14 protein-coding genes are annotated in these 20455 nt (G+C 65.9%); 6 read left to right on the top strand and 8 right to left on the bottom strand.

The features are described 5' to 3' along the window. The first annotated feature begins 8 nt into the window (after nt 1–8). A complete protein-coding gene (locus LY625_RS09650; protein ID WP_233739930.1) occupies nt 9–1520 on the top strand; it encodes a DNA cytosine methyltransferase in 1512 nt (503 codons plus the stop codon). Here LY625_RS09650 and LY625_RS09645 read toward each other — a convergent pair. From LY625_RS09645 to LY625_RS09615, 7 genes are all read right to left on the bottom strand, one after another. Beyond that, nucleotides 1496–2146 carry a very short patch repair endonuclease gene (locus LY625_RS09645; protein ID WP_233739928.1) on the bottom strand — a complete coding sequence of 217 codons (651 nt, stop codon included), beginning with the start codon at nt 2144–2146 and terminating at the stop codon, nt 1496–1498. The two genes, LY625_RS09650 and LY625_RS09645, sit on opposite strands and share 25 nt — an antisense overlap. A gap of 206 nt (nt 2147–2352) precedes the next feature. Next, on the bottom strand, nt 2353–3336 hold the full coding sequence (locus tag LY625_RS09640; protein WP_233739924.1) for a hypothetical protein: 984 nt from the start codon (nt 3334–3336) through the stop codon (nt 2353–2355). Continuing rightward, a complete protein-coding gene (locus LY625_RS09635) occupies nt 3333–5054 on the bottom strand; it encodes a hypothetical protein (RefSeq protein ID WP_233739923.1) in 1722 nt (573 codons plus the stop codon). Before LY625_RS09635 ends, LY625_RS09640 begins: the two co-directional genes overlap by 4 nt. Beyond that, nucleotides 5051–6265: an N-6 DNA methylase gene (locus LY625_RS09630; protein WP_233739917.1), complete on the bottom strand. Its 1215-nt coding sequence runs from the start codon at nt 6263–6265 to the stop codon at nt 5051–5053. Before LY625_RS09630 ends, LY625_RS09635 begins: the two co-directional genes overlap by 4 nt. A 31-nt stretch (nt 6266–6296) precedes the next feature. After that, on the bottom strand, nt 6297–9902 hold the full coding sequence (locus tag LY625_RS09625; RefSeq protein ID WP_233739908.1) for a methylmalonyl-CoA mutase family protein: 3606 nt from the start codon (nt 9900–9902) through the stop codon (nt 6297–6299). 116 nt (nt 9903–10018) lie between these two features. After that, nucleotides 10019–11701: a GAF domain-containing protein gene (locus LY625_RS09620; protein ID WP_233739902.1), complete on the bottom strand. Its 1683-nt coding sequence runs from the start codon at nt 11699–11701 to the stop codon at nt 10019–10021. Beyond that, nucleotides 11698–12321 (bottom strand): biliverdin-producing heme oxygenase, encoded by a 624-nt coding sequence (locus LY625_RS09615; RefSeq protein ID WP_233739900.1) that lies wholly within the window; start codon nt 12319–12321, stop codon nt 11698–11700. Before LY625_RS09615 ends, LY625_RS09620 begins: the two co-directional genes overlap by 4 nt. A 186-nt stretch (nt 12322–12507) precedes the next feature. Between LY625_RS09615 and LY625_RS09610 the strand changes: the two genes are divergently transcribed. Both LY625_RS09610 and LY625_RS09605 read left to right on the top strand, forming a co-directional pair. Continuing rightward, entirely contained in the window at nt 12508–13611 is a 1104-nt protein-coding gene (locus tag LY625_RS09610; protein ID WP_233739898.1) for a Glu/Leu/Phe/Val dehydrogenase dimerization domain-containing protein, read from the top strand. 256 nt (nt 13612–13867) lie between these two features. Next, a complete protein-coding gene (locus LY625_RS09605; protein WP_233739896.1) occupies nt 13868–15040 on the top strand; it encodes an isovaleryl-CoA dehydrogenase in 1173 nt (390 codons plus the stop codon). 57 nt (nt 15041–15097) lie between these two features. On the opposite strand, the gene LY625_RS09600 is transcribed toward LY625_RS09605, so the two are convergent. Next, nucleotides 15098–17917, bottom strand: coding sequence for an autotransporter serine protease (locus LY625_RS09600; protein ID WP_233739894.1), 2820 nt, complete (start codon nt 17915–17917; stop codon nt 15098–15100). Between the two features lie 202 nt (nt 17918–18119). Between LY625_RS09600 and LY625_RS09595 the strand changes: the two genes are divergently transcribed. The 3 genes from LY625_RS09595 to LY625_RS09585 all read left to right on the top strand — a co-directional run bounded on the left by LY625_RS09595 (nt 18120) and on the right by LY625_RS09585 (nt 20359). Further along, a complete protein-coding gene (locus LY625_RS09595; RefSeq protein ID WP_233739892.1) occupies nt 18120–19295 on the top strand; it encodes an acetyl-CoA C-acyltransferase in 1176 nt (391 codons plus the stop codon). A gap of 142 nt (nt 19296–19437) precedes the next feature. After that, entirely contained in the window at nt 19438–19815 is a 378-nt protein-coding gene (locus LY625_RS09590; protein ID WP_233739891.1) for a hypothetical protein, read from the top strand. A 166-nt stretch (nt 19816–19981) separates the two neighbouring features. Beyond that, nucleotides 19982–20359 carry a hypothetical protein gene (locus LY625_RS09585; RefSeq protein WP_233739889.1) on the top strand — a complete coding sequence of 126 codons (378 nt, stop codon included), beginning with the start codon at nt 19982–19984 and terminating at the stop codon, nt 20357–20359. Nucleotides 20360–20455: the final 96 nt, after the last annotated feature.

The following is a 20455-nucleotide window of genomic DNA, read 5'->3' as shown; positions in this document are numbered from 1 at the left end:
TTCGTTTCATGCCCATTCCTGTAGTTGACATCTTTGCTGGCCCCGGCGGACTGGGTGAAGGCTTCTCCGCATTTATTCCAAAAGGCGGACGCGAGCCTGCTTTCAAGATTGCTGTGTCTGCCGAAATGGAAGTCAACGCGGCACGTACGCTGCGGCTCCGTGCGTTCTTCCGTCAGTTCCCCCCGGGTGAGGCTCCGGAGAGCTATTACGAATATGTCCGGGGGCATAGGAAGACACCTTGGACGGACGAGACACAGGGCGAGTGGGATGCAGCGTGTCGCGAGGCGCTCCAGCTCACGGTGGGTACGCCCGAGCACGACGCGATCCTGCATGAGCGGGTTGCCTCGGTCTCCAAAGGAGATCGACCCTGGATACTCGTAGGTGGACCGCCTTGCCAAGCGTATTCGCTTGTTGGCCGTGCGCGAAACCGCGGAATCGCCGGTTATCGCCCCGAGAAAGATGAGCGCCACTTCCTCTATCGCCACTATCTTGAGCTGATCAAGAATCACCATCCCACCGCGTTCGTAATGGAGAACGTCAAGGGGATCCTTTCTTCCAAGGTGGGAGGAGCCCTGGTTTTCCCACAGATCCTGCGGGACCTCGCGGAACCTGGCGGCCCGGATGGACCCAAGTACCGGATCATCCCGTTCGTTGCTCCCCCAGACACTTTGGGTGACGACACGGCACAGTTCATCCTGCGCGCTGAGGAGCTTGGGGTTCCCCAGGCAAGGCACCGGGTGATCCTTCTCGGTTTGAGCGAGGGCGTGTGCAACCGCGATCCGCCGCACTTGGAGCCGACTCCGGCGGCGACCCATGTAAGACACGTTCTGGAGCAGCTTCCGCCACTGCGTAGTGGGTTAACCACCAAAACTGTCCGCGACTGGAGCAAGGACGCTACTCGTATCCTGCGCGCCACTGCGAGCCACTCCCGTCGAGCATGGGGACGAGTCGCCGATGAGCTTGACGCGGCTGCAGCACGCGTCAGCGACCGGGATCCGGGCACGGGCGGCCGCTGGATGCCTTGGCAGGGGGACCGGGCCTCCCTGCCCCCCCACCTCGCGAGCTGGCTCCACGACCCGCGCCTCGGCGGTCTCCTCAACCATGAAGTGCGGTCGCACATGGAGGATGACCTGAAGCGCTACGCTTACACCGCGGCCTTCACCAAGGTTCGCGGAGTCTCGCCGAGAGGGGCGAACGAGTTTCCGACGATTCTGCACCCGAATCACTGGAACTGGGAAAGTGGGAAGTTCATTGATCGTTTCAAAGCCCAAGCTTGGGACCGACCAAGCTCCACAGTCACGAGCCACCTGTCCAAGGATGGGCATTATTTCATCCATCCGAACCCGGTTCAGCTCAGGAGCCTATCTGTCCGGGAGGCGGCGCGACTCCAGACCTTCCCTGACAACTACTTTTTTGAGGGAGCGCGAGGCGCACAATTTAGACAGGTTGGCAACGCCGTGCCTCCATGGATGGCCAACCAGCTAGCCCGAGTGGTCTACTCCGCTCTTGTGGAAAGCTGATCTGGCTCAGACTCGATCTGTGCTGCTACTACAGCACCCCGAATGTGCTTCGCCAGCTCACACAGCGCCTTCTCTTGATCGTTTCTGATCGCACATTCCCAAATCACTATAACTCGCCAGCCCATCTCAAGCAGCTTGCGTTCATTCTCGGCGTCCCGCTTGGCGTTGCCCCTAATCTTCCCCACCCAAAACTCAGTGCGCGTGGCCGGTACGCGGAAGTAACGGCAATCTTCGTGACCGTGCCAAAAGCAGCCGTGCACGAACACTACGGCACCCCACTTTGCCAATACCAAATCAGGACGCCCTGGCAGCCTGCGTTCGTGTAGGCGAAATCTGAAGCCTCTCCCGTGCAAATAGCGACGGACCACAAGCTCGGGCTTTGTATCCTTGCCCCGTATGCCCGACATCATCCGCGACCGTACGTCTTTCTTCACGATGTCCATTAGCGGCCTCCTCTTCACCTGCGTATCTGCGCTTGGAAAGGCGTAAGCTTTCCCGTCAACCGACGCACCGGGCGTTGGTGCACTTGCACCAGGTACCGCACCGTCTCGCGCCAGTGCGCCGGCCGGCACCGGCTGCTTGAAGATGGCCACGACCTTGTTCTCGGTGAACCGCGACTTCTTCATGAGAGCCTCTTGGCGACAACACGCCAGAACGCTCTACTTCTGAGGACTCTACGTGGTGGGGACGTTTACGCCCCAACTTGATTCGGGCACTACCAGCCAACGAGCCGCGACCACAGAGGACATCCGTGCCGAAGTGACACCACGCACCAAAGCACATGGCTACGGACGAATGCGCGAGTAGCTCGCCGCACTCTGCGTCTCGCACCCTAAGATTGACGGGTCGGCCGGCCCTGGTTCCGCGTCCGTAGCTCAAGCGCGAAGGCGCTGAGCGAATCGTATAGCTCCTTTGCGGACGGAGATGGCATCGCGTCCAACTCTGTCGCAAATAAATCGTAGTAGCTCATGAACCGACGCTTATCACTTCGCCAGCGCCAGCTCCACTCGTTTGCGTATGGCGGAAGCCGATGACCATCTACTCGATTCCGCACAGAGCGGTCCATCAGTGCCCCGAAAATAAAATTATTAATGACCTTAACGAAGCTGCGCAAAACGATTCCGATCTCTTCCAAGGAACCGGAATCAAGCTTAAGCGGCTTCTCCAACTTGCTACGGTGACTAGCCAACCCTAACTTAATCGCATTCTTTGCTCCCAGCCTCCCAAAACGATGTACGCAGCAATGCCTAAGTTCACAGACCTTCTGAAACTCAAGCAGCGCGCCTTCCACTTCGGTAGGAAATGAACCTTTTACCCCAGCCAACACACGGATCGCATCTTTAATATTCGCACTACTGGAGAACGAGTATTCCTCAATCAATGCCTCAGGGAGCATACTCTTATCCAGATGCAATGCAGCCCCAAAAGCCACCGCCTGCGGTTCTGCGAGCCTAGCCGCAAAGTCGTCCACATTAATCAGCCCCCTGAACAAGGCGCGGAAATAACTTTCGACTGCAGAAACATAACCGAGCACAATCAGAGGGCCCATCTCGGCAGGCAGGGGCACGCGTCCGAGATACAGACGATTGAGCGCGTTCGTGTTCTCAATATACTGATCCAAAGGGCTCAAATTTTGCTCAGCATGGGCCTCGTCAAATAAGCTCGATGTATGCACCTCGCCCAACCCGGAAGAAACCGCGGTGATGTTCCGGAAAGAAGGCGCTAGTGCTGCAGCAACACCTCGCTGACCCCCTCCTTGGGTCGCGCCGGCACCCTGCTGTCGCTGCTGGGAATCACCAGGCCTCTGAGAACTCATGACAAAAACTCGTCCACAAACGCGGTCACCATCTGTACAATCTTTGCCGCACGCACATTCCCGACGCGGTGCAGCTTCCTAAGCTCGGAGCCGGGGTCTTGGATCGCGAGGAGATCGCCGATAGTCTTAATTCGATCGAGAGTACCTATTCGCTCCCTTTGCCACTTCGTGAGTCTTGGTACGGACGAGAGAGGCAGGCTCATACAACGCGCAAACATCGAGTCGTCTAGCAACTCACTTCCGCACTCGTGACAAAAGCGCTGCTGAGCCGTGAGACGGTCGGCCCCACAGACTCGGCACTCTGGAAGATCGATACGCAGCTGTGGCAGTGAATCCGAACCTATCAGCTTGCTAAGTGTTCTCCGCAGAGGGTGTTTCGATGCTCTTCTAGAAAGGGCTTCCACCAACTGTCCTGCTGCTGAGCTTCTTGTACCAACCGTTACTGCCCGAGCGCTAATTAGCGCGGCAAGGTGCGGCATATAACGGCGGTACAAGCGCCCCTCCCCATGGGAGACGCTCTGATGTTCAAAAACCAGACCGGCCTCCAGCAAAAGATTGAACATGCGCTCGACGAGCGCTTCAGCAACCTCAGTAGCGGGAACTCCCACGATCAGCTGCTTCTCACCTCTCCCTGCTGGACCAGCTTGAGCATCACGGAGCTCACGGATCATACCGTCGAGCAACTGCTCACCTACATGAATTAGCGATTCAAACCGGGGCATCTTGATTGCCATGGACCGGTACTCTTCGCGCTTGGATTCCGCATGATTTTCGATCACGCGATTCAAAACCTGGCTTTGTGTGCCACTCGAGCGAGAAAAGTCCCGGAGCATCGTTAGATAGGCTCTGGGTACCCCGAAAGCTGCAAGCTTCAGAACCTCGTCAACGTCAGCCGACACCTTAACTGACGGCAGCCGCTGTGCCGCAATCGCACCCATCAGGCTTCGATAGTTCGGATGATCAACTGAGAGCCAGACTGCAACCTCGTCAGCCTCATGCGCCGCATGGAATCTCGGCCCGAAATCCGTAGCGGGGTAAACAGATGCCTTAGGAGACACCCGGTGCGTCCGCAGAACCCTCACGATATCGAAGAACTCAAAGAGGTACTCAGGAGTAAGCGTCAAAGCAGCATCATCCAAAAGGATGACTGCGCGCTTCCTACCGAAAGCATTACACGCAGCCTCAATTGAGAGCAGTAACTTATTCACACTAATCGAAGATAAAACCCTCTCGGGCCCCTCCGTCAAAGGAAGCCCCCGCTCGAGCTTATCCACCAGGTCAGCCAGCTCTTCTGGCTCATACCCCAAAATTCGTAAAGTAGTGTCGGTATCATCGCCGCCCAGCTGTATACACACCTCATTCAGTGCGATCAAGATTCGGGCAATGACCCACGCATGGAAAAGATCGATTGCGTTCGATCGCGTCTTCAGGAGCGGCTCGAGCCGATAGTAGCGATTGAACGTAACGTACACAGCAAGAGGTGACTTCTTGTCATCCCTGCATAGAAGCCACGTATACCGCATCATGTGCGTCTTCCCACACCCGCGCGGTCCGACCAAAAGCTTTGTACCGCGAGCCACAAGACTCCGGTGAATCTCCTCGAAAAAATCTGCGCGCGCCGTGCCCCGCCGGAGCTCCTCTACCGGGATATGGTCTGCACGCTCGTCGAGGGCTTCTTGGAGGCGCTGCTCTTCTTCCGTCCGATCGTGTTTGTTCACCCCGCCCCCTCAACCCTGAAATCTAAAAGCGCGTCAGCAGTTAAGTATCGCGCCCCAACCCCGCGCGACACCGCTCGTAAGTATGCGCGCCCCCTGCTTGAAGTCAGGTTCTCCAGTACTCGTGCTGCAAGCTCATCGGGCACGCGCAACCTAAACACGCAGTCGGACAAGTATGCGTATCCTGCCGATACCACGCATACTTTATCTTCTAGGCACCTACCTACGCGGGCAACAAGAATGTCTTTCGGCGCTGCCACAGGATAAACCCCCTCCAAAGCCGTACAGCTTGGCAACCTTACTTTCGCCACGCCCATCGACCTAGGAAAGTCCGAGGTGTGAAACGTGGCTGCATGAGAGCGAAGACTACTTGACCTAATAGCGCCGCGAACCAGCGTTCCGCCCAGCTCACGGAGCATCATGGATCCGGCGCCTACGACGTTGGCCTTGGTGGCGTGAAAGGCGTAGTCGAGCCTATCGGTAGCAGCCTCTAGGTCGACCGCTATGGGTGATGAAAGCCCTTCGCCGCTACGAAGCTCCGCGATCGACACCATCTCACTCGGCCCCCGGCCCTTGCGCAGAATCAAGATATGCGCGCGAGCCTCTGTTCCGACAAACATCCCTGACGGCAGACTAATTACTCGCTCCACTTTGTGGTTGAGCAGGAGATGTTGACGCAGCTGCCGATGCCGCTCACCCGAGATCGGCCCATCTGGAATAATGAGCGCAAGCTGCCCTCCTGTCCTCACAATTCTCAGCAGCTGCGCAAGGAAGACGATCTCTAACCGCGCCTCGGGGAAGACCGGACACACCTCCGCCAAGCCAGCCTCCGCAAGGATATGCGCAAACTCGGAGCGCCATGCGCGTTTCACATAAGGAGGGTTACAAATTGCGAGATCGAACGTACCGTATTTTTGCTCAAGCTGTTGCGGCAGGTGGACGTTGAGCGCGTCCCCCGCAATGTGAAAATGCAGAGGTGCGAATTGCTCCGGCACAAGCCTCTCGTCAACATCAATGGTAACCATCTTCGACAAAGGCCAAGCTGATGAGACAGACCTACTAAGGCTCCCATCTCCCGCACCTAGATCAACCATTGAGATATTATCCCCGCCATCAATGAAACTGGCGAGGGCCGTGCCCACCTCCACTTTCGAGAAGAACTGCCCGAGCGAGATATTGCGCACCCGGGTTCTGTTTACTGAGTTGGGCGGCATGATGCATGGCCCCGCGAAGCGGTTTGCACGGCTACATATTCCTCCGATACTCCCCACCCACCTCATACAACGCATGGCTGATCTGCCCCAGGCTATGCGTCTTCACCGCCTCCACCAGGCTCTCGAACACATTCCGCCGCTCCCGCGCCGTCGCCTGCAGCTCCCGTAGCGCCTCGTCCCCGATCGCGTTCCGGTTCCCCTGGAACCCGCGCACGTTCTCGATCTGCTGGCCCTTCTCCTCCGGGGTCGAGCGTATCAGCTCGATCTCGGTGGCCACTTCGCTGTCCTTGCCCTTGAAGGTGTTCACGCCCACCAGCGGCAGGCTGCCGTCGTGCTTGCGGTGTTCGTAGTAGAGCGATTCCTCCTGGATCTTGCCACGCTGGTACATGGTGTCCATGGCGCCGAGCACGCCGCCGCGCTCGCTGATCGCCTCGAACTCCTGGTACACGGCCTCTTCCACCATGTCGGTCAGCTTGTCGACGATGAAGCTGCCCTGCCAGGGGTTCTCGTTGTAGTTCAGCCCCAGCTCCTTGGTGATGATCATCTGGATCGCCACCGCGCGGCGCACGCTTTCCTCGGTGGGGGTGGTGATGGCCTCGTCGTAGGCGTTGGTGTGCAGGCTGTTGCAGTTGTCGAACAGGGCGTACAGGGCCTGCAGCGTGGTGCGGATGTCGTTGAACTGGATTTCCTGCGCGTGCAGGGACCGGCCGCTGGTCTGGATGTGGTACTTCATCATCTGGCTGCGGGCGCTGGCGCCGTAGCGCTCGCGCATGGCGCGGGCCCAGATGCGACGGGCGACGCGGCCGATGACGGTGTACTCCGGATCCATGCCGTTGCTGAAGAAGAACGACAGGTTGGGCGCGAAGTCGTCGATCTTCATGCCGCGCGCCAGGTAGTACTCGACGATGGTGAAGCCGTTGCTCAGGGTGAAGGCGAGCTGGCTGATCGGGTTCGCCCCGGCCTCGGCGATGTGGTAGCCGGAGATCGACACCGAGTAGAAGTTGCGCACCCCGTTGTCGACGAAGTACTGCTGGATGTCGCCCATCATCCGCAGCGCGAACTCGGTGCTGAAGATGCAGGTGTTCTGGGCCTGGTCCTCCTTGAGGATGTCGGCCTGCACGGTACCGCGGACGGTCTTGAGGGTCTCGGCCTTGATGCGGGCGTAGGTCTCCGCGTCCACCAGCTGGTCGCCGGTGACGCCAAGCAGGGCCAGGCCCAGACCGTCGTTGCCCTCGGGCAGGCCGCCGCCGTACTCGGGGCGCTTCTTGCCTTCGAACAGCTTGTCGATCTTCGCCTGCGCCGCGGTCCAGCGGGACTCGTCCTCGCGCAGGTATTTCTCCACCTGCTGGTCGATGGCGGTGTTCATGAACATCGCCAGGATCATCGGCGCCGGGCCGTTGATGGTCATCGACACGGACGTGGTCGGCGCGCACAGGTCGAAGCCGGAGTACAGCTTCTTCATGTCGTCCAGGGTCGCGATGTTGACCCCGGAGTTGCCGATCTTGCCGTAGATGTCCGGGCGCTCGGCCGGGTCCTCGCCGTACAGGGTCACGCTGTCGAACGCGGTCGACAGGCGCGCGGCCGGCTGGCCCAGGCTGAGGTAGTGGAAGCGCCGGTTGGTGCGCTCGGGCGTGCCCTCGCCGGCGAACATCCGGATCGGGTCCTCGCCGGTGCGGCGGTACGGGTACACCCCGCCGGTGTAGGGGTAATGCCCCGGCAGGTTCTCCTTCTGCAGGAACACCAGCAGCTCGCCCCAGGACCGGTAAGTCGGCGCGGCGATCTTGGGGATCTGCAGGTGGCTCAGCGACTCGCGGTAGTTCTCGACCCGGATGGTCCTGCCGCGCACCTGGTACTCGTTGACCTCGTCGGTGATGGACTTGAGGCGGTCCGGCCACTCGCGCAGAAGGCGCAGGGCGTCGGAGGAGAGAGACTGGATGGCGTCGTTGTAGCGCTGGCGGAGGGTCAGCAGGGTGCGGTCTGTAACGTCGTCATTCCCGCGTACCTCCCCACCGTCATTTCCGCGTACCTCCCCACCGTCATTCCCGCGTACGCGGGAATCCATGGACGTCGCTCCCGCGTCACCCTCTGAACGTCCATGGGTTCCCGCGTTCGCGGGAACGACGTTCTGGGGGGCATACAACCCAAGCTGCTCCGGCAACGCAGGGTCTTCCAGATCCCGCAGGCTCTGCCAGTAGCTCTGCGCCCGGTCGGCCACCTCGGCCTCACTCTCGATCCGGCGATTGATCCCCCTGCCCTGCTCGGCGATCTCCGCCAGGTAGCGCACGCGGCTGCCCGGGATCAGCACGGTGGCGCGCGGTTCCCTCAGGCTGGTGTCGATCTCCGGGGTCCAGGTCTCGCCCGGCAGTTCCAGCTTCTCGCGCACCAGGCGGCACAGGTTGGCGAACATCCAGCTGATGCCCGGGTCGTTGAACTGGCTGGCAATCGTCGGATAGACCGGAATCTCCTCGTCCTTGAGCTGGAACGCCACCCGGTTGCGCTTCCACTGCTTGCGGATGTCGCGCAGGGCGTCCTCGGCGCCGCGCTTGTCGTACTTGTTCAGCACGACGAGCTCGGCGAAGTCGAGCATGTCGATCTTTTCCAGCTGGCTGGGGGCGCCGAAGTCGCTGGTCATCACGTACATCGGGAAGTCGACCAGGTCGACGATCTCCGAGTCGGACTGGCCGATGCCGGCGGTCTCCACGATCACCAGGTCGAAGCCCAGGCCCTTCAGGAAGGCGATGGAGTCCTGCAGCACCACGTTGGTGGCCGAGTGCTGGCGGCGGGTGGCCATCGAGCGCATGTACACGCGGTGGCTGCGCAGCGAGTTCATGCGGATGCGGTCGCCCAGCAGCGCGCCGCCGGTGCGGCGGCGGGTCGGGTCGACCGAGATGACGGCGATCCGCATCTCCGGGAAGCTGGCCAGGAAGCGGTTGAGCAGCTCGTCGGTCACCGAGGACTTGCCGGCGCCGCCGGTGCCGGTGATGCCGACCACGGGGGTGGAGCGGGCCTTGCCGAAGCGCTCCTGCTCGGGCACGGCGGCCCATTTGCGGCGCAGCTCCTCCAGCTTCGCCTCGTCGAATTCGCCGTCCTCCAGCGCGCTGAGCACGCGGCCGATGCCGATCTCGTCCTCGATCGCGGGGCGCTGCACCGGGATGTCGCGGGCCTCGCGCTCGTCACGGGCGCGCCCGGCGCGTGCGACCACGTCCTCGATCATCTCCACCAGCCCCATCTTCATCCCGTCGTTGGGGTGGTAGATGCGCTCGACGCCGTACTCCTGCAGCTCGGCGATCTCCTCCGGGGTGATGGTCCCGCCGCCGCCGGCGAAGATGCGGATGTGGCTGGCGTCGTGCTCGGCGAGCATGTCGACCATGTACTTCATGTATTCCACGTGCCCGCCCTGGTAGGACGACAGCGCGATGGCGTCCGCGTCCTCCTGCAGCGCGGCGCGGACCACGTCCTCCACCGAGCGGTTGTGGCCCAGGTGGATCACCTCCGCGCCCTGGGACTGGATCAGCCGGCGCATGATGTTGATGGCCGCGTCGTGGCCGTCGAACAGGCTGGCGGCGGTGACGAAGCGCAGCGGGGTGCGGACGGCGTCGGCCTGCGGCTGGGGAATCTGGGTCGCGGGGGTGCTCATTGGTGCGCTCACAACAAAAACCGGACCCCGATTGTAGGGCGCAATAGCCGCCACGGCGGCGTATCGCGCCGAACCGGCGGCATCCGGTGATGCCGGAACACCGGTGTAGACCGGGCCTAGCCCGGGGTGTCGGCCAGCGCCCCCAGTTCATCCTCCATGTGCGCCAGCAACGCTTGCATGCGCTGGAGGCGTTTGCGGTCCGGCGAGGCGCCGTCGAGCAGTTCCGCCAGGCGCCGCAGGCGGGTCGCCTGTTCGCGGGCGTCCCAACGGCGCATGGGGGCATCCGGATCCACGCCTGCGATGCGTGGCCGCCGCCCGGAAACGTAACGCTCGAGCACCATGCACAGGCGCTGGGTGGATTCGAAATCACGCTCGTTCCAGGGCGTGGAAGTACCGTGCACCTCCTCCTTCCAGGCCTCGAAGCTGACGCGCGGTCCGATCCGCAGGCCGTTGTCGTCGATCTGGAAGGGCTGGTCGGGACGGCCGGCCCAGCGCAGGTTCTGCACCTGCTCGCGGCGGAACAGCAGCAGCCAGTCACCGCGGCCCTGCCCCACCGGTGTGGCGAACAGCCCGCAAGCGGCGCGTGGCGGATCGGGATGCCAGGCACTGCCCTGTGACGTGGCGGCGATGCCGGCATGCCCCTGCGACCCGGCCCAGGCCAGGGCGTATGCCAGGCCCTCGTCGCCCGGTACCTGGCCGTGGGTGTGCCAGGTGCCGTCCAGGCTGATGGCCACGCCGTCGGCCTCCACTGCGCCAAGGACCAGTTCCAGCAGGTCCGGGAGGAGCGCGGCGGCATCACGTGCCCGGTGCAACTTCCGCTCCAGCTCATCGCGCTGGCTGCGGCAGGCCGCGTCGGCGCGGGCGCGGCTGCGCAGCTCCTGGGCGTCGAGGATCATCGATGCATGGCGGCCGACCATCTCCAGCGCGACCCGCTGGCGGGCGGCCACCGGGCGCGGTACCGCGTGGTGGCACGCCACCAGGCCCCAGAGCCGGCCATCGACCACCAGCGAGATCGACATCGAGGCGCGCACGCCCATGTTGCGCAGGTACTGCAGGTGCACCGGCGAGGCCGCGCGCAACACGTCGAAGCTCATGTCCACCGGGTCGTCGAGCTCGGGCGACTGCAGCAGCGGCTGCGGCTCGGCATCCACGTCGGCAATCACGCGCACGCGGTTGCGCAGGTACAGCGCACGCGCCTGCGGCGGTATGTCGGAGGCGGGATAACGCAACCCGTCGTAGGACCCGAGGTCGCCAGACAGGGACTCGGCCACCACCTCGCCGCTGCAGTCCGGCAGGAAGCGGTACACCATCACCCGGTCGTAGCCGGAGATCAGTTGCACCTGGCGCGCGACGCTGCCCAGGAAATCGACGCCTGCGGCGGCATCCAGCCCCGCCACCAGGGCGTGCCCTCCCTGCAGGGAGGCTCCGCGGCCGCTGGGCTCGAGTTCCAGGTGCAGGAGCTCGCCCGAGAGGTGGGCGGAGACGTCGTGCAGTGCTCCGAGCGGGCCTGCGTTGGTGGTGCAGGCGAACTGCGACAGGCCGGCATCGCCGCGCGCAAGCACGGCCCTGACCGCCTCGATGGCGCTCCGGTCGAGCAACGCGTCCAGCGGCTGGTGCAGCAGCGCCTGCATGTCACCGGCGTCGAACAGGTCCACCGCATTGGCCGAGGCGGCGAGCACGCGCAGGTCGCGGTGCCGGGCGACCAGCAGCACGCCGGGCGGCTGCACGGCGCCAATGACGTGGATGGGCTCGCGGGCGCACTCGGCGAGCGCGCGCTCCAGGGCCGGGTCGGGATTCATGTCGGGGCCCCGGTGGCGGAAAGCCGCGCGTGGACGATCGCGAAACCGGTGATGGCCCCGGCGGTGGCGTCACCGCCCTGCTCCGCTGGCAGCCCGTCCAGCAATCGGGCAAAACCGCGCCAGCGGGCCGGATCCGCGGTCACGTGGGCCAGGAATCGACATGCGTCCGCGACGGCGGGCTCCCGTCCTGCCAGCCCTTCGACGTCACGCGCCAGCAAACGCGCCCCCAACGCGGACCCCTCGACGACGTAGCAGCCGCCCAGCCAGGCGGCGGGGGTGGCCGGCATCGGGCCGTCGGCCGGTTCCGCCGCGACGCCCAGGCGCGCGGCATCGTGGCGCAGCGCCTCCAGGCGCGCGGGATCGCCCCAGCAGGCCAGGTGCGCGGACCACCGTGGCTGCCAGCCCCGGGCGACCCAGTCGGCGAGCGGCAACATGGCGGCAAGATAGCGCCGGTAGTCGTGCAGGTTGCGCAGGCCGCGGGGCAGGAGCCCGTCCAGCGCCTCGTGGGTGGCCCGGGTGGAGGCGCGCACCTGCGCCAGTACGCCTCGCCACTGCTGCGTGGCCGCCGGCGGTGCCAGTGGCCCCGTCGCCGGGCGGGCGGTTTCTGCTGCGATTCGCATGCTCATTCCCCACGTGACCGCATGGTTCCCCGTTCATGCGAGGCCTCATTGAAGCATGTCCGGCAGCCACGCGCGAACCGGTTAGGCCGCCTATTGCGCCCCGGCCGATGGGGGTAGAATGCGCGGTTCGTTACCCCCCAACCAGCCGGACGGGCGCCCCGCGCCCCGGCCGCCGCGGAGCAACTGATGATCTTCGAAACCCTGGATACCTTCGGCCACGAGCAGGTCGTGTTCTGCCACAACAAGGACGCGGGCCTGAAGGCCATCATCGCGATCCACAACACCGTGCTGGGCCCGGCGCTGGGCGGTACCCGCATGTGGCCGTACAAGAGCGAGCAGGAAGCACTGAACGACGTGCTGCGCCTGTCGCGCGGCATGACCTACAAGAACGCGGTCGCCGGCCTGGACATCGGCGGCGGCAAGGCGGTGATCATCGGCAACCCGGCCACCGACAAGTCCGAGGCGCTGTTCCGCGCGTTCGGCAAGGCCGTGCAGTCGCTGGGCGGCCGCTACATCACCGCCGAGGACGTCGGCATCGACGTCAACGACATGGAGCACGTCTACAAGGAGACCGAGTTCGTCACCGGCGTGCACCAGGTCCACGGCGGTTCGGGCGATCCGTCGCCGTTCACCGCCTACGGCACCCTGCAGGGGCTGATGGCGGCGCTGAACGCCAAGTTCGGCAACGAGGAAGTCGGCAAGTACACCCACGCCGTGCAGGGCCTGGGCCACGTCGGCATGGAGTACGTGAAGCTGCTCAAGGAGCGCGGCGCGAAGATCTTCGTGACCGACATCAACCAGGCGCTGGTCGACAAGGCGGTCAACGAGTACGGCGCCGAGGCCGTGGGCCTGGACGAGATCTACGACGTCGACGCCGACGTGTACTCCCCGTGCGCGCTGGGTGGGACCGTCAACGAGGAGACCCTGCCCCGCCTGAAGGCCAAGGTCATCTGCGGCTCGGCCAACAACCAGCTGGCCACCAACGCCATCGGCGACGAGCTCGAGAAGCGCGGCATCCTCTACGCCCCCGACTACGCGGTCAACGCCGGCGGCGTGATGAACGTGGCGCTGGAGATGACCGGCTACAACCGCGAGCGCGCCATGCGCCAGATGCGCACGATCTACCACAACGTGGCGCGCATCTTCGAGATCGCCGAGCGCGACGGCATCCCGACCTACAAGGCCGCCGACCGCATGGCCGAGGAGCGCATCGAGGTGATGGGCAAGCTGAAGCTGCCCCTGGGCCGCAGCGCCCCGCGCTTCGAAGGCCGCATCCGCGGCGGCGCCTGAGCCGTACCGCGGTAGACCGACGACGGGGCCCAGTGCCCCGTCGTTGTTTTAAGACCGTCGTTGTTTTAAGACCGTCGTTCCCGCGAACGCGGGAACCCAAGGACGTTCCGCCGTCCGCACCAACGTCCCTGGATCCCCGCTTGCGCGGGGATGACGAGAATCAACTTCCGTGGATCCCCGCCTGCGTGGGGATGACGAGAATCAACGTCCCTGGATTCCCGCGTGTGCGGGAATGACGATGTAAAGAGGAAATGCCATGCGCCCCTTCCCCCTCGGTGAGGAAATCGATTCCCTGCGCGACGCCGTGCGCCGCTTCGCCGAGGCCGAGATCGCGCCGCTGGCCGAGAAGGTCGACCACGACAACGCCTTCCCACAGGAGCTGTGGCCCAAGCTGGGCGAGATGGGCCTGCTCGGGCTGACCGTCGACCCGGAGTACGGCGGCAGCGGCATGGGCTACCTCGCCCACCTGGTGGCGATGGAGGAGATCTCCCGCGCCTCCGGTGCCATCGGCCTGAGCTACGGCGCGCACTCCAACCTGTGCGTCAACAACCTCTACGCCAACGGGACGGAAGAGCAGCGTCGCAAGTACCTGCCCGGCCTGTGCAGCGGCGAGCTCAAGGGCGCGCTGGCGATGAGCGAGCCGGGTGCAGGGTCCGACGTGGTCGGTTCGATGTCCTGCCGTGCCGAGCTGCGTACCAATGAGAGCGGCGACGACGTGTGGGTCGCCAACGGCAACAAGATGTGGATCACCAACGGCCCGGAGGCCGACGTCCTCATCGTCTACATGCGCACCGCGGACAAGGACGCCGGCAGCCGCTGCATGACCGCCTTCCTGGTCGAGAAGGGCATGAAGGGCTTTTCCACTGCGCAGAAGCTGGACAAGCTGGGCATGCGCGGCTCCAACACCTGCGAGCTGGTGTTCGAGGACTGCGAGATCCCGGCCGAAAACGTGCTCGGCGAGGTCAACCAGGGCGTAAAGGTACTGATGAGCGGCCTGAACACCGAGCGCCTGGTGCTGTCCGGCGGTCCGCTGGGCCTGATGCAGGCGGCGCTGGACATCGCCCTGCCCTACGTGCGCGAGCGCCGCCAGTTCGACCAGCCGATCGGCACCTTCCAGCTGATCCAGGCCAAGATCGCCGACATGTACACCGCGCTGCAGTCCAGCCGCGCCTTCGCCTACCAGGTCGCCCGCGACTACGACGCCGGCCACAACAGCCGCGTCGACGCCGCCAGCTGCCTGCTGCACGCCAGCCGCAGCGCCGTCACCGTGGCCTTGGAGGCGATCCAGGCCCTGGGCGGCAACGGCTACATCAACGAGTTCCCGACCGGCCGCATCCTGCGCGACGCGAAGCTGTACGAGATCGGCGCCGGGACCAACGAGATCCGGCTGATGCTGATCGGTCGCGAGCTGTTCGAAGGCCGGGCGTAGCACCGGGCGCAATAGCCGCCCACCGGGCGGCGTATTGCGCCGGAAGTGTCCGCCCGGTCAGAACCCCACTGACCAGTTCGCGTCAGCCCCAGTCCAGGTTTCCCCGAACTCGCGCCGCGCATCCAGCTCGAAGCCCAACCGTCCCACCGGCAGATCCGCCCCAAGGCCCAGCCCCAGCACCCCGACATCGTCATCCAGCCCGGCGCCGCTGATCGGCGACCAGGCGTCGATGCCGGTGAAGCGCGCCGCGATGCCCTGCCCCGACTGCGACAGGGTGTGCTGCCATTCCAGCCGGCCGGTCAGGTCGACGCGGGCGTTGCCCCACCACGTTGCGCGGTCCAGGCGCACGCCGGCCAGGGCCTGGTCGGCGTTGAAGGACGAGCCGGTGGTGCTCAGGCCGAAGCCGGCGGCGCCGTGCTCGGTGAAGCCGTCACGCGACAGCTCCAGGCTCTGCGCGCCGACGTACGGGGTCAGCGTGCCGCCGGCCAGGCGGAAGCGGTGGCCGGCCTGCAGGCCCACGGTGGTGTGGGTGGTGGCGTACCCGGCATGGACGCCGAAGCGGTCGCTGCCCAGCAGCACGTCGCGCTGCAGGTCGCGGTCCATGCGCCCGTGCGACAGCCTGCCCATCAGGTAGCTGCCGGCCAGGCTGTCCCACGACGCGTACAGCTGGGCGTCGAGCTGGCGGTTGCGCTCGCGGTCGCGGCGCAGGCTGTGGCGGGCGAAGCCGTCGCTCTGGCCGAACGCGGCGCCGACGGTCAGGTTCGGCGCAACGCGCAGGTCGTGGCCGATCATCCAGCCGTCCGAATCCAGCTGCCCGGCGTTCGACCCCATCCCGCGCTCGCTGCCCAGGCGCTCGGCCCAGGCGCCGGCCGGGCCGCCCCGGCCCATGCGGTCCAGGCGGTTCTCCAGCGCGTGGCGGCCGCCTTCCAGCGCCATCATGGTGAACGCGGTCTCCGCACCGTGCAGCTCGCCCGACAGGCTGGCCAGGGACTCCTGCGCGGCCGCCGCGGTGGCGCTGCGCTGCAGGGCGCCGGCGGCCTCCAGGAAGCCGGCGGTGCCCGGACCGTCGCCCATGCCCGGCAGCGCGCCGCGGTCGATCAGGCGGAAGGCCTGCTCGACCCGCTCGGCCGCCGACAGCGCGGCGGTCGGCATGCCCAGGCCCTGTGCGGTGGCGCTGACGTCCAGGCGCTCGATGTCCAGCCAGACGGTATTGCTGCCGTAGCCCAGGCTGGCATCCAGGAACACGCCCTCGCCCGCGAACAGGCCATCGAAGCGGCCGTCGACGCCGTTGCTGGCATGCAGGAAGGTCTCGCGGCCGGATTGCACGTAGCCCTCGGTGATCCCGGTCACCAGGGCGTCGCCGGCCAGCGTGGCGGTGCCGGCCACGTCCAGGCGCTCGCCGATGTCGAAGGCCAGCGTGCCGCCGTCGGCCTGGGTGAAGTCGCCGGCGACCAAGTGGTCGGTGCCCTCGGGATCGGTGCCGATCAGCGCGAGGATGCCGGCGTTCTCGACACTGCCGCCCACCGAAATGCCGTCGAGCAGCACCAGGCCGTGCTCGCCGATGTGCACCTCGCCCGGCAGGTCGTGCAGCGAGGACAGGGAGCCGCCGGTCACCACGGTGGTGCCGGTGTAGCGGTTCTCGCCGGTCAGGTCCAGGTGGCCGCTGCCGGTCTTGGTGATACCGCCGCTGCCGCTGATGTCGTTGGACCAGGTGGAGGTCCCGCCGCTGAAGGCGACCCGGAACTGCCCCCAGTCCAGCCGACCGGGGCCCTGCACCGCGCGGCCGACGTCGAGCAGGCCGTGGCCGAAGATCTCGTCGACGCCCGGCTTGCCCAGGTCGGTGGCGGTTCCCAGCAGGGTCTGCCGCACCAGGTCGTTGTCGAAGTACGGGAAGGCCTCCCACACCAGCGCCGCGGCGCCGGACACCTGCGGGGCGGCGAACGAGGTGCCGCGGTAGATCCAGTAGCTGGGATCGTCGCGCTCGTCGTCCACGTCGCTGACGATCACCCCGCCCGGGGCCACCAGGCAGAAGTCCATCGCCCGGCCGCAGGCATTGGAGTAGTCGGCCAGTTCATCGGGCTTGTGGCTCTTGACCGCGCCGACCGCCAGCCAGCCGCGCTCGAGCACCTCGGCGCCGGCGCCCAGGGCCGGCAGCGCGGCGGTGTCGGAGGGGTGGTCCAGGCCTTCGTTGCCGGCGGCGAACACCACCAGGCCGCCCCAGTCGACCACGAACGGGCGCATGGCGTCGACGAAGGTGCGGGTGACCGCGTCGCCGCCGGTCCAGTACAGCCCGCCCCAGGAGTTGTTGGAGATCTTCGCGCCGCTGTCGATCAGGTCCTCGTGCGGGATCGACAGCCAGGAACCATCCCTGACCTCGTTGCCGCGGCCGGAGCCGTCGTCGTCCGGCGGGGCGTCGGAGATGATCCGCGCCGAGACGAACTTCGCGCCCTGGGCGATGCCGCCGGGCAGCTCGCCGAACGGCCGGCCGCCGGCGATCTGCGCCACCGCGGTGCCGTGGCCGAGCACGTCGTCGGATTCCAGGTCGTTGTAGACCGGATCGAGGTACGTGTAGCTCGCGCTCACCTTCCCGGTCATGGTCGGGTGGTCGCGGCGGATCCCGCTGTCGAGGAAGCCGATGGTCACGCCGGCGCCGGTATAGCCGGCGTCGTGGGCCTCGTAAGCATGGGTCAGCGCCAGGTGCGCGTCGACCGCCGGTTCCGGGTAGTTGCTGGAGGGCGGCGGGTCCGGCGGCGCCGGCGGCGGATCCTTGATCTGGTGGCCCGAGCCACCCCCGCCGCAGGCGCTCAGCGCCACCAGCGCGGCGATCGCGAAAGCAAGGCGCGCGGGGCGCAGACGGACCGGATGCTGCGAGTTCATTCCCTTCCCCTCTGTATCAGGCCCTGCGGCCGTTTCGCCCGAGACTGCCCCCACATCACGCGGGGCGCAATAGGCGGCGCGCCGTATTGCGCCGCAATCCCCATCATGCCGCCGCCCTCCCGCGGGCACCTCCGGGTTTGCCGCGGCGCAGCACCCCGCCGATAATCCCGGACCTGCCCAACGCACCAGTTCCGGAGTGTCCATGAGCGACGTCGTCATCGTCGGTGCCAAGCGCACCGCCATCGGTTCCTTCCTCGGCCAGTTCACCGGCGTCCCCGCCCCGCAGCTCGGGACCGCCGCGATCAGGGGCGCCCTGGAGCAGGCGGGCCTCGCCGCCGACCAGGTGGACGAGGTGATCATGGGCTGCGTGCTGCCGGCGGGCCTGGGCCAGGCGCCGGCGCGCCAGGCGGCGCTGGGCGCCGGGCTGCCGGTGTCGGCGGGCTGCACCACCATCAACAAGGTCTGCGGCTCGGGCATGAAGGCGGTGATGTTCGGCCACGACCTGATCAAGGCCGGCTCGGCGAAGGTCGTCGTCGCCGGCGGCATGGAGTCGATGACCAACGCCCCGCACCTGCTCAACGGCTCGCGCACCGGCGTGCGCTACGGCAGCGCCGAGTTCCTCGACCACATGGCCCATGACGGGCTGACCAACCCGTACGACGGCAAGGCGATGGGCGTGTTCGGCGACATGGCCTGCAACACCTACGAATTCGACCGCGAGGCACTGGATACCTTCTCCGCCGAGAGCGTGCGTCGCGCGCAGCAGGCCCAGGCCGACGGCCGCTTCGACGACGAGATCGTCCCGGTGACGGTCAGGACCCGCAAGGGCGAGGTGGTGGTCGACCGCGACGAGGAGCCGGGCAAGGTCAACGTCGACAAGATCCCGACCCTGCGCGCGGCCTTCGGCAAGGAAGGCGTGCTGACCGCGGCCTCCTCGTCGAAGATCTCCGACGGCGCCGCGGCGACCGTGCTGATGTCGGCCGACGATGCCGCCGCCCGTGGCCTGCAGCCGCTGGCGCGCATCGTCGCCCACTCCACCCATTCGCAGGAGCCGGAGTGGTTCACCACCGCGCCGGTCAGCGCACTGCGCAGCGTGATGGAAAAGGCCGGCTGGAGCGTCGACCAGGTGGACCTGTTCGAGGTCAACGAGGCGTTCTCGTGCGTGGCGATGGCGCCGATGAAGGACCTCGGCATCCCGCATGACAAGCTCAACGTGCATGGCGGCGCGGTGGCCCTCGGGCACCCGATCGGCGCCAGCGGTGCGCGCCTGCTGGTGACGCTGGTCAATGCCCTGCGCCAGCGCGAGGGTACCCGCGGTGTCGCCTCGCTGTGCATCGGCGGCGGCGAGGCCACCGCGGTGGCCATCGAGTTGTGCTGAGCGGCCACGCAACGAGCAAGATTAACGCACTTCTAACAAAAAGCGACCAACAACTGCTTGACAGCGTTTGCCGGGTCGTCATCATGTTGCCGGCGCGCGGCTTGCGCGTAGCCGATTCTTTTCCACTGACGAGGAAACACACATGACCTTCAACAAGGCGCTGCTCGCCCTCGCCATGGGCTTTGCCCTGGCCGCGTGCTCCAACCAGCAGCAGGCCGAGGACTCGGCCGCCGAGGCCTCCGAGGCCGCGAACGAAGCCCAGCAGGCTGCCGCCAACGCCGCTGCCACCGGTGACATGATGGGTGCCGACGCTGCCCAGGCTGCCGCCGACACCGCCGCTTCCGCCGCCGAGGCCGCCGCCACTTCGGCCGACGCCGCTGCCGCTGCGACCGACATGACCGCCGCCGACGACGCCGCCGACGCTGCCGAGAACGCCGCCGACGCCGCCGAGGAAGCCCAGGACGCGGCCGAAGAGGCTGCTGCCAGCACCGACGCCGAGAACAACAACGACGGCCAGTAAGAACTCTGCCGCTCGTGTGGTTCGAAAGCCGCCGGGGAAACCCGGCGGCTTTTTTCGTCCCGCTCCTCTTCACATTGCTTTACAGGGGCGGCGTGGAATAGTTCGGCCGCCCGGCAGCAGCCGGCCGGAACACCGATCCCATCTGCCGACGAACAGGAGCTACCGCATGAACCACAAGCTTTCCATCCTGATGGCTGCCAGCGTCTTCGCCCTCGCCGCCTGCAACTCGCCGGAAGCCGAACAGCACGCCGACGACGCCGGCGCCAGTGCCCGCGCTGCGGGCGAGCAGGCTGCCGCTGCCGCACGCTCCACGGGCGATGCCGCCGTTGAAGGCGGCCGCGCCGCGGTCGCCGGTACCCGCGATGCCTTCGACACCGCGGCCGCCCGCACCGACGAGGCCACCGACGACCTGCAGCAGTCCTACGAGGAAGGCAAGGCCAGGGCCGCCGACAACATCGCCGAGGGCGCCGACAACGTCTCCGCGGAGATGCGCCAAGAGCGTGCCGAAGCCGAAGCCGAGGCCGCGCGGGAAGGCAACGACTGACCGCCCGCACCTCGATGTGACACCCGGAAGGGCCCGCCGACGCGGGCCCTTCTTCTTGTTGGCCGTGTTGCCCGGGTGCGCTCCGCTTACCCGGGT

The organism is Lysobacter sp. GX 14042 (assembly GCF_021390425.1).
In the GTDB taxonomy this organism is placed as follows: Bacteria; Pseudomonadota; Gammaproteobacteria; order Xanthomonadales; family Xanthomonadaceae; genus Novilysobacter.
Note: the sequence above shows the minus strand (reverse complement) of the source record. Positions and strands in the feature narration are given on the sequence as shown.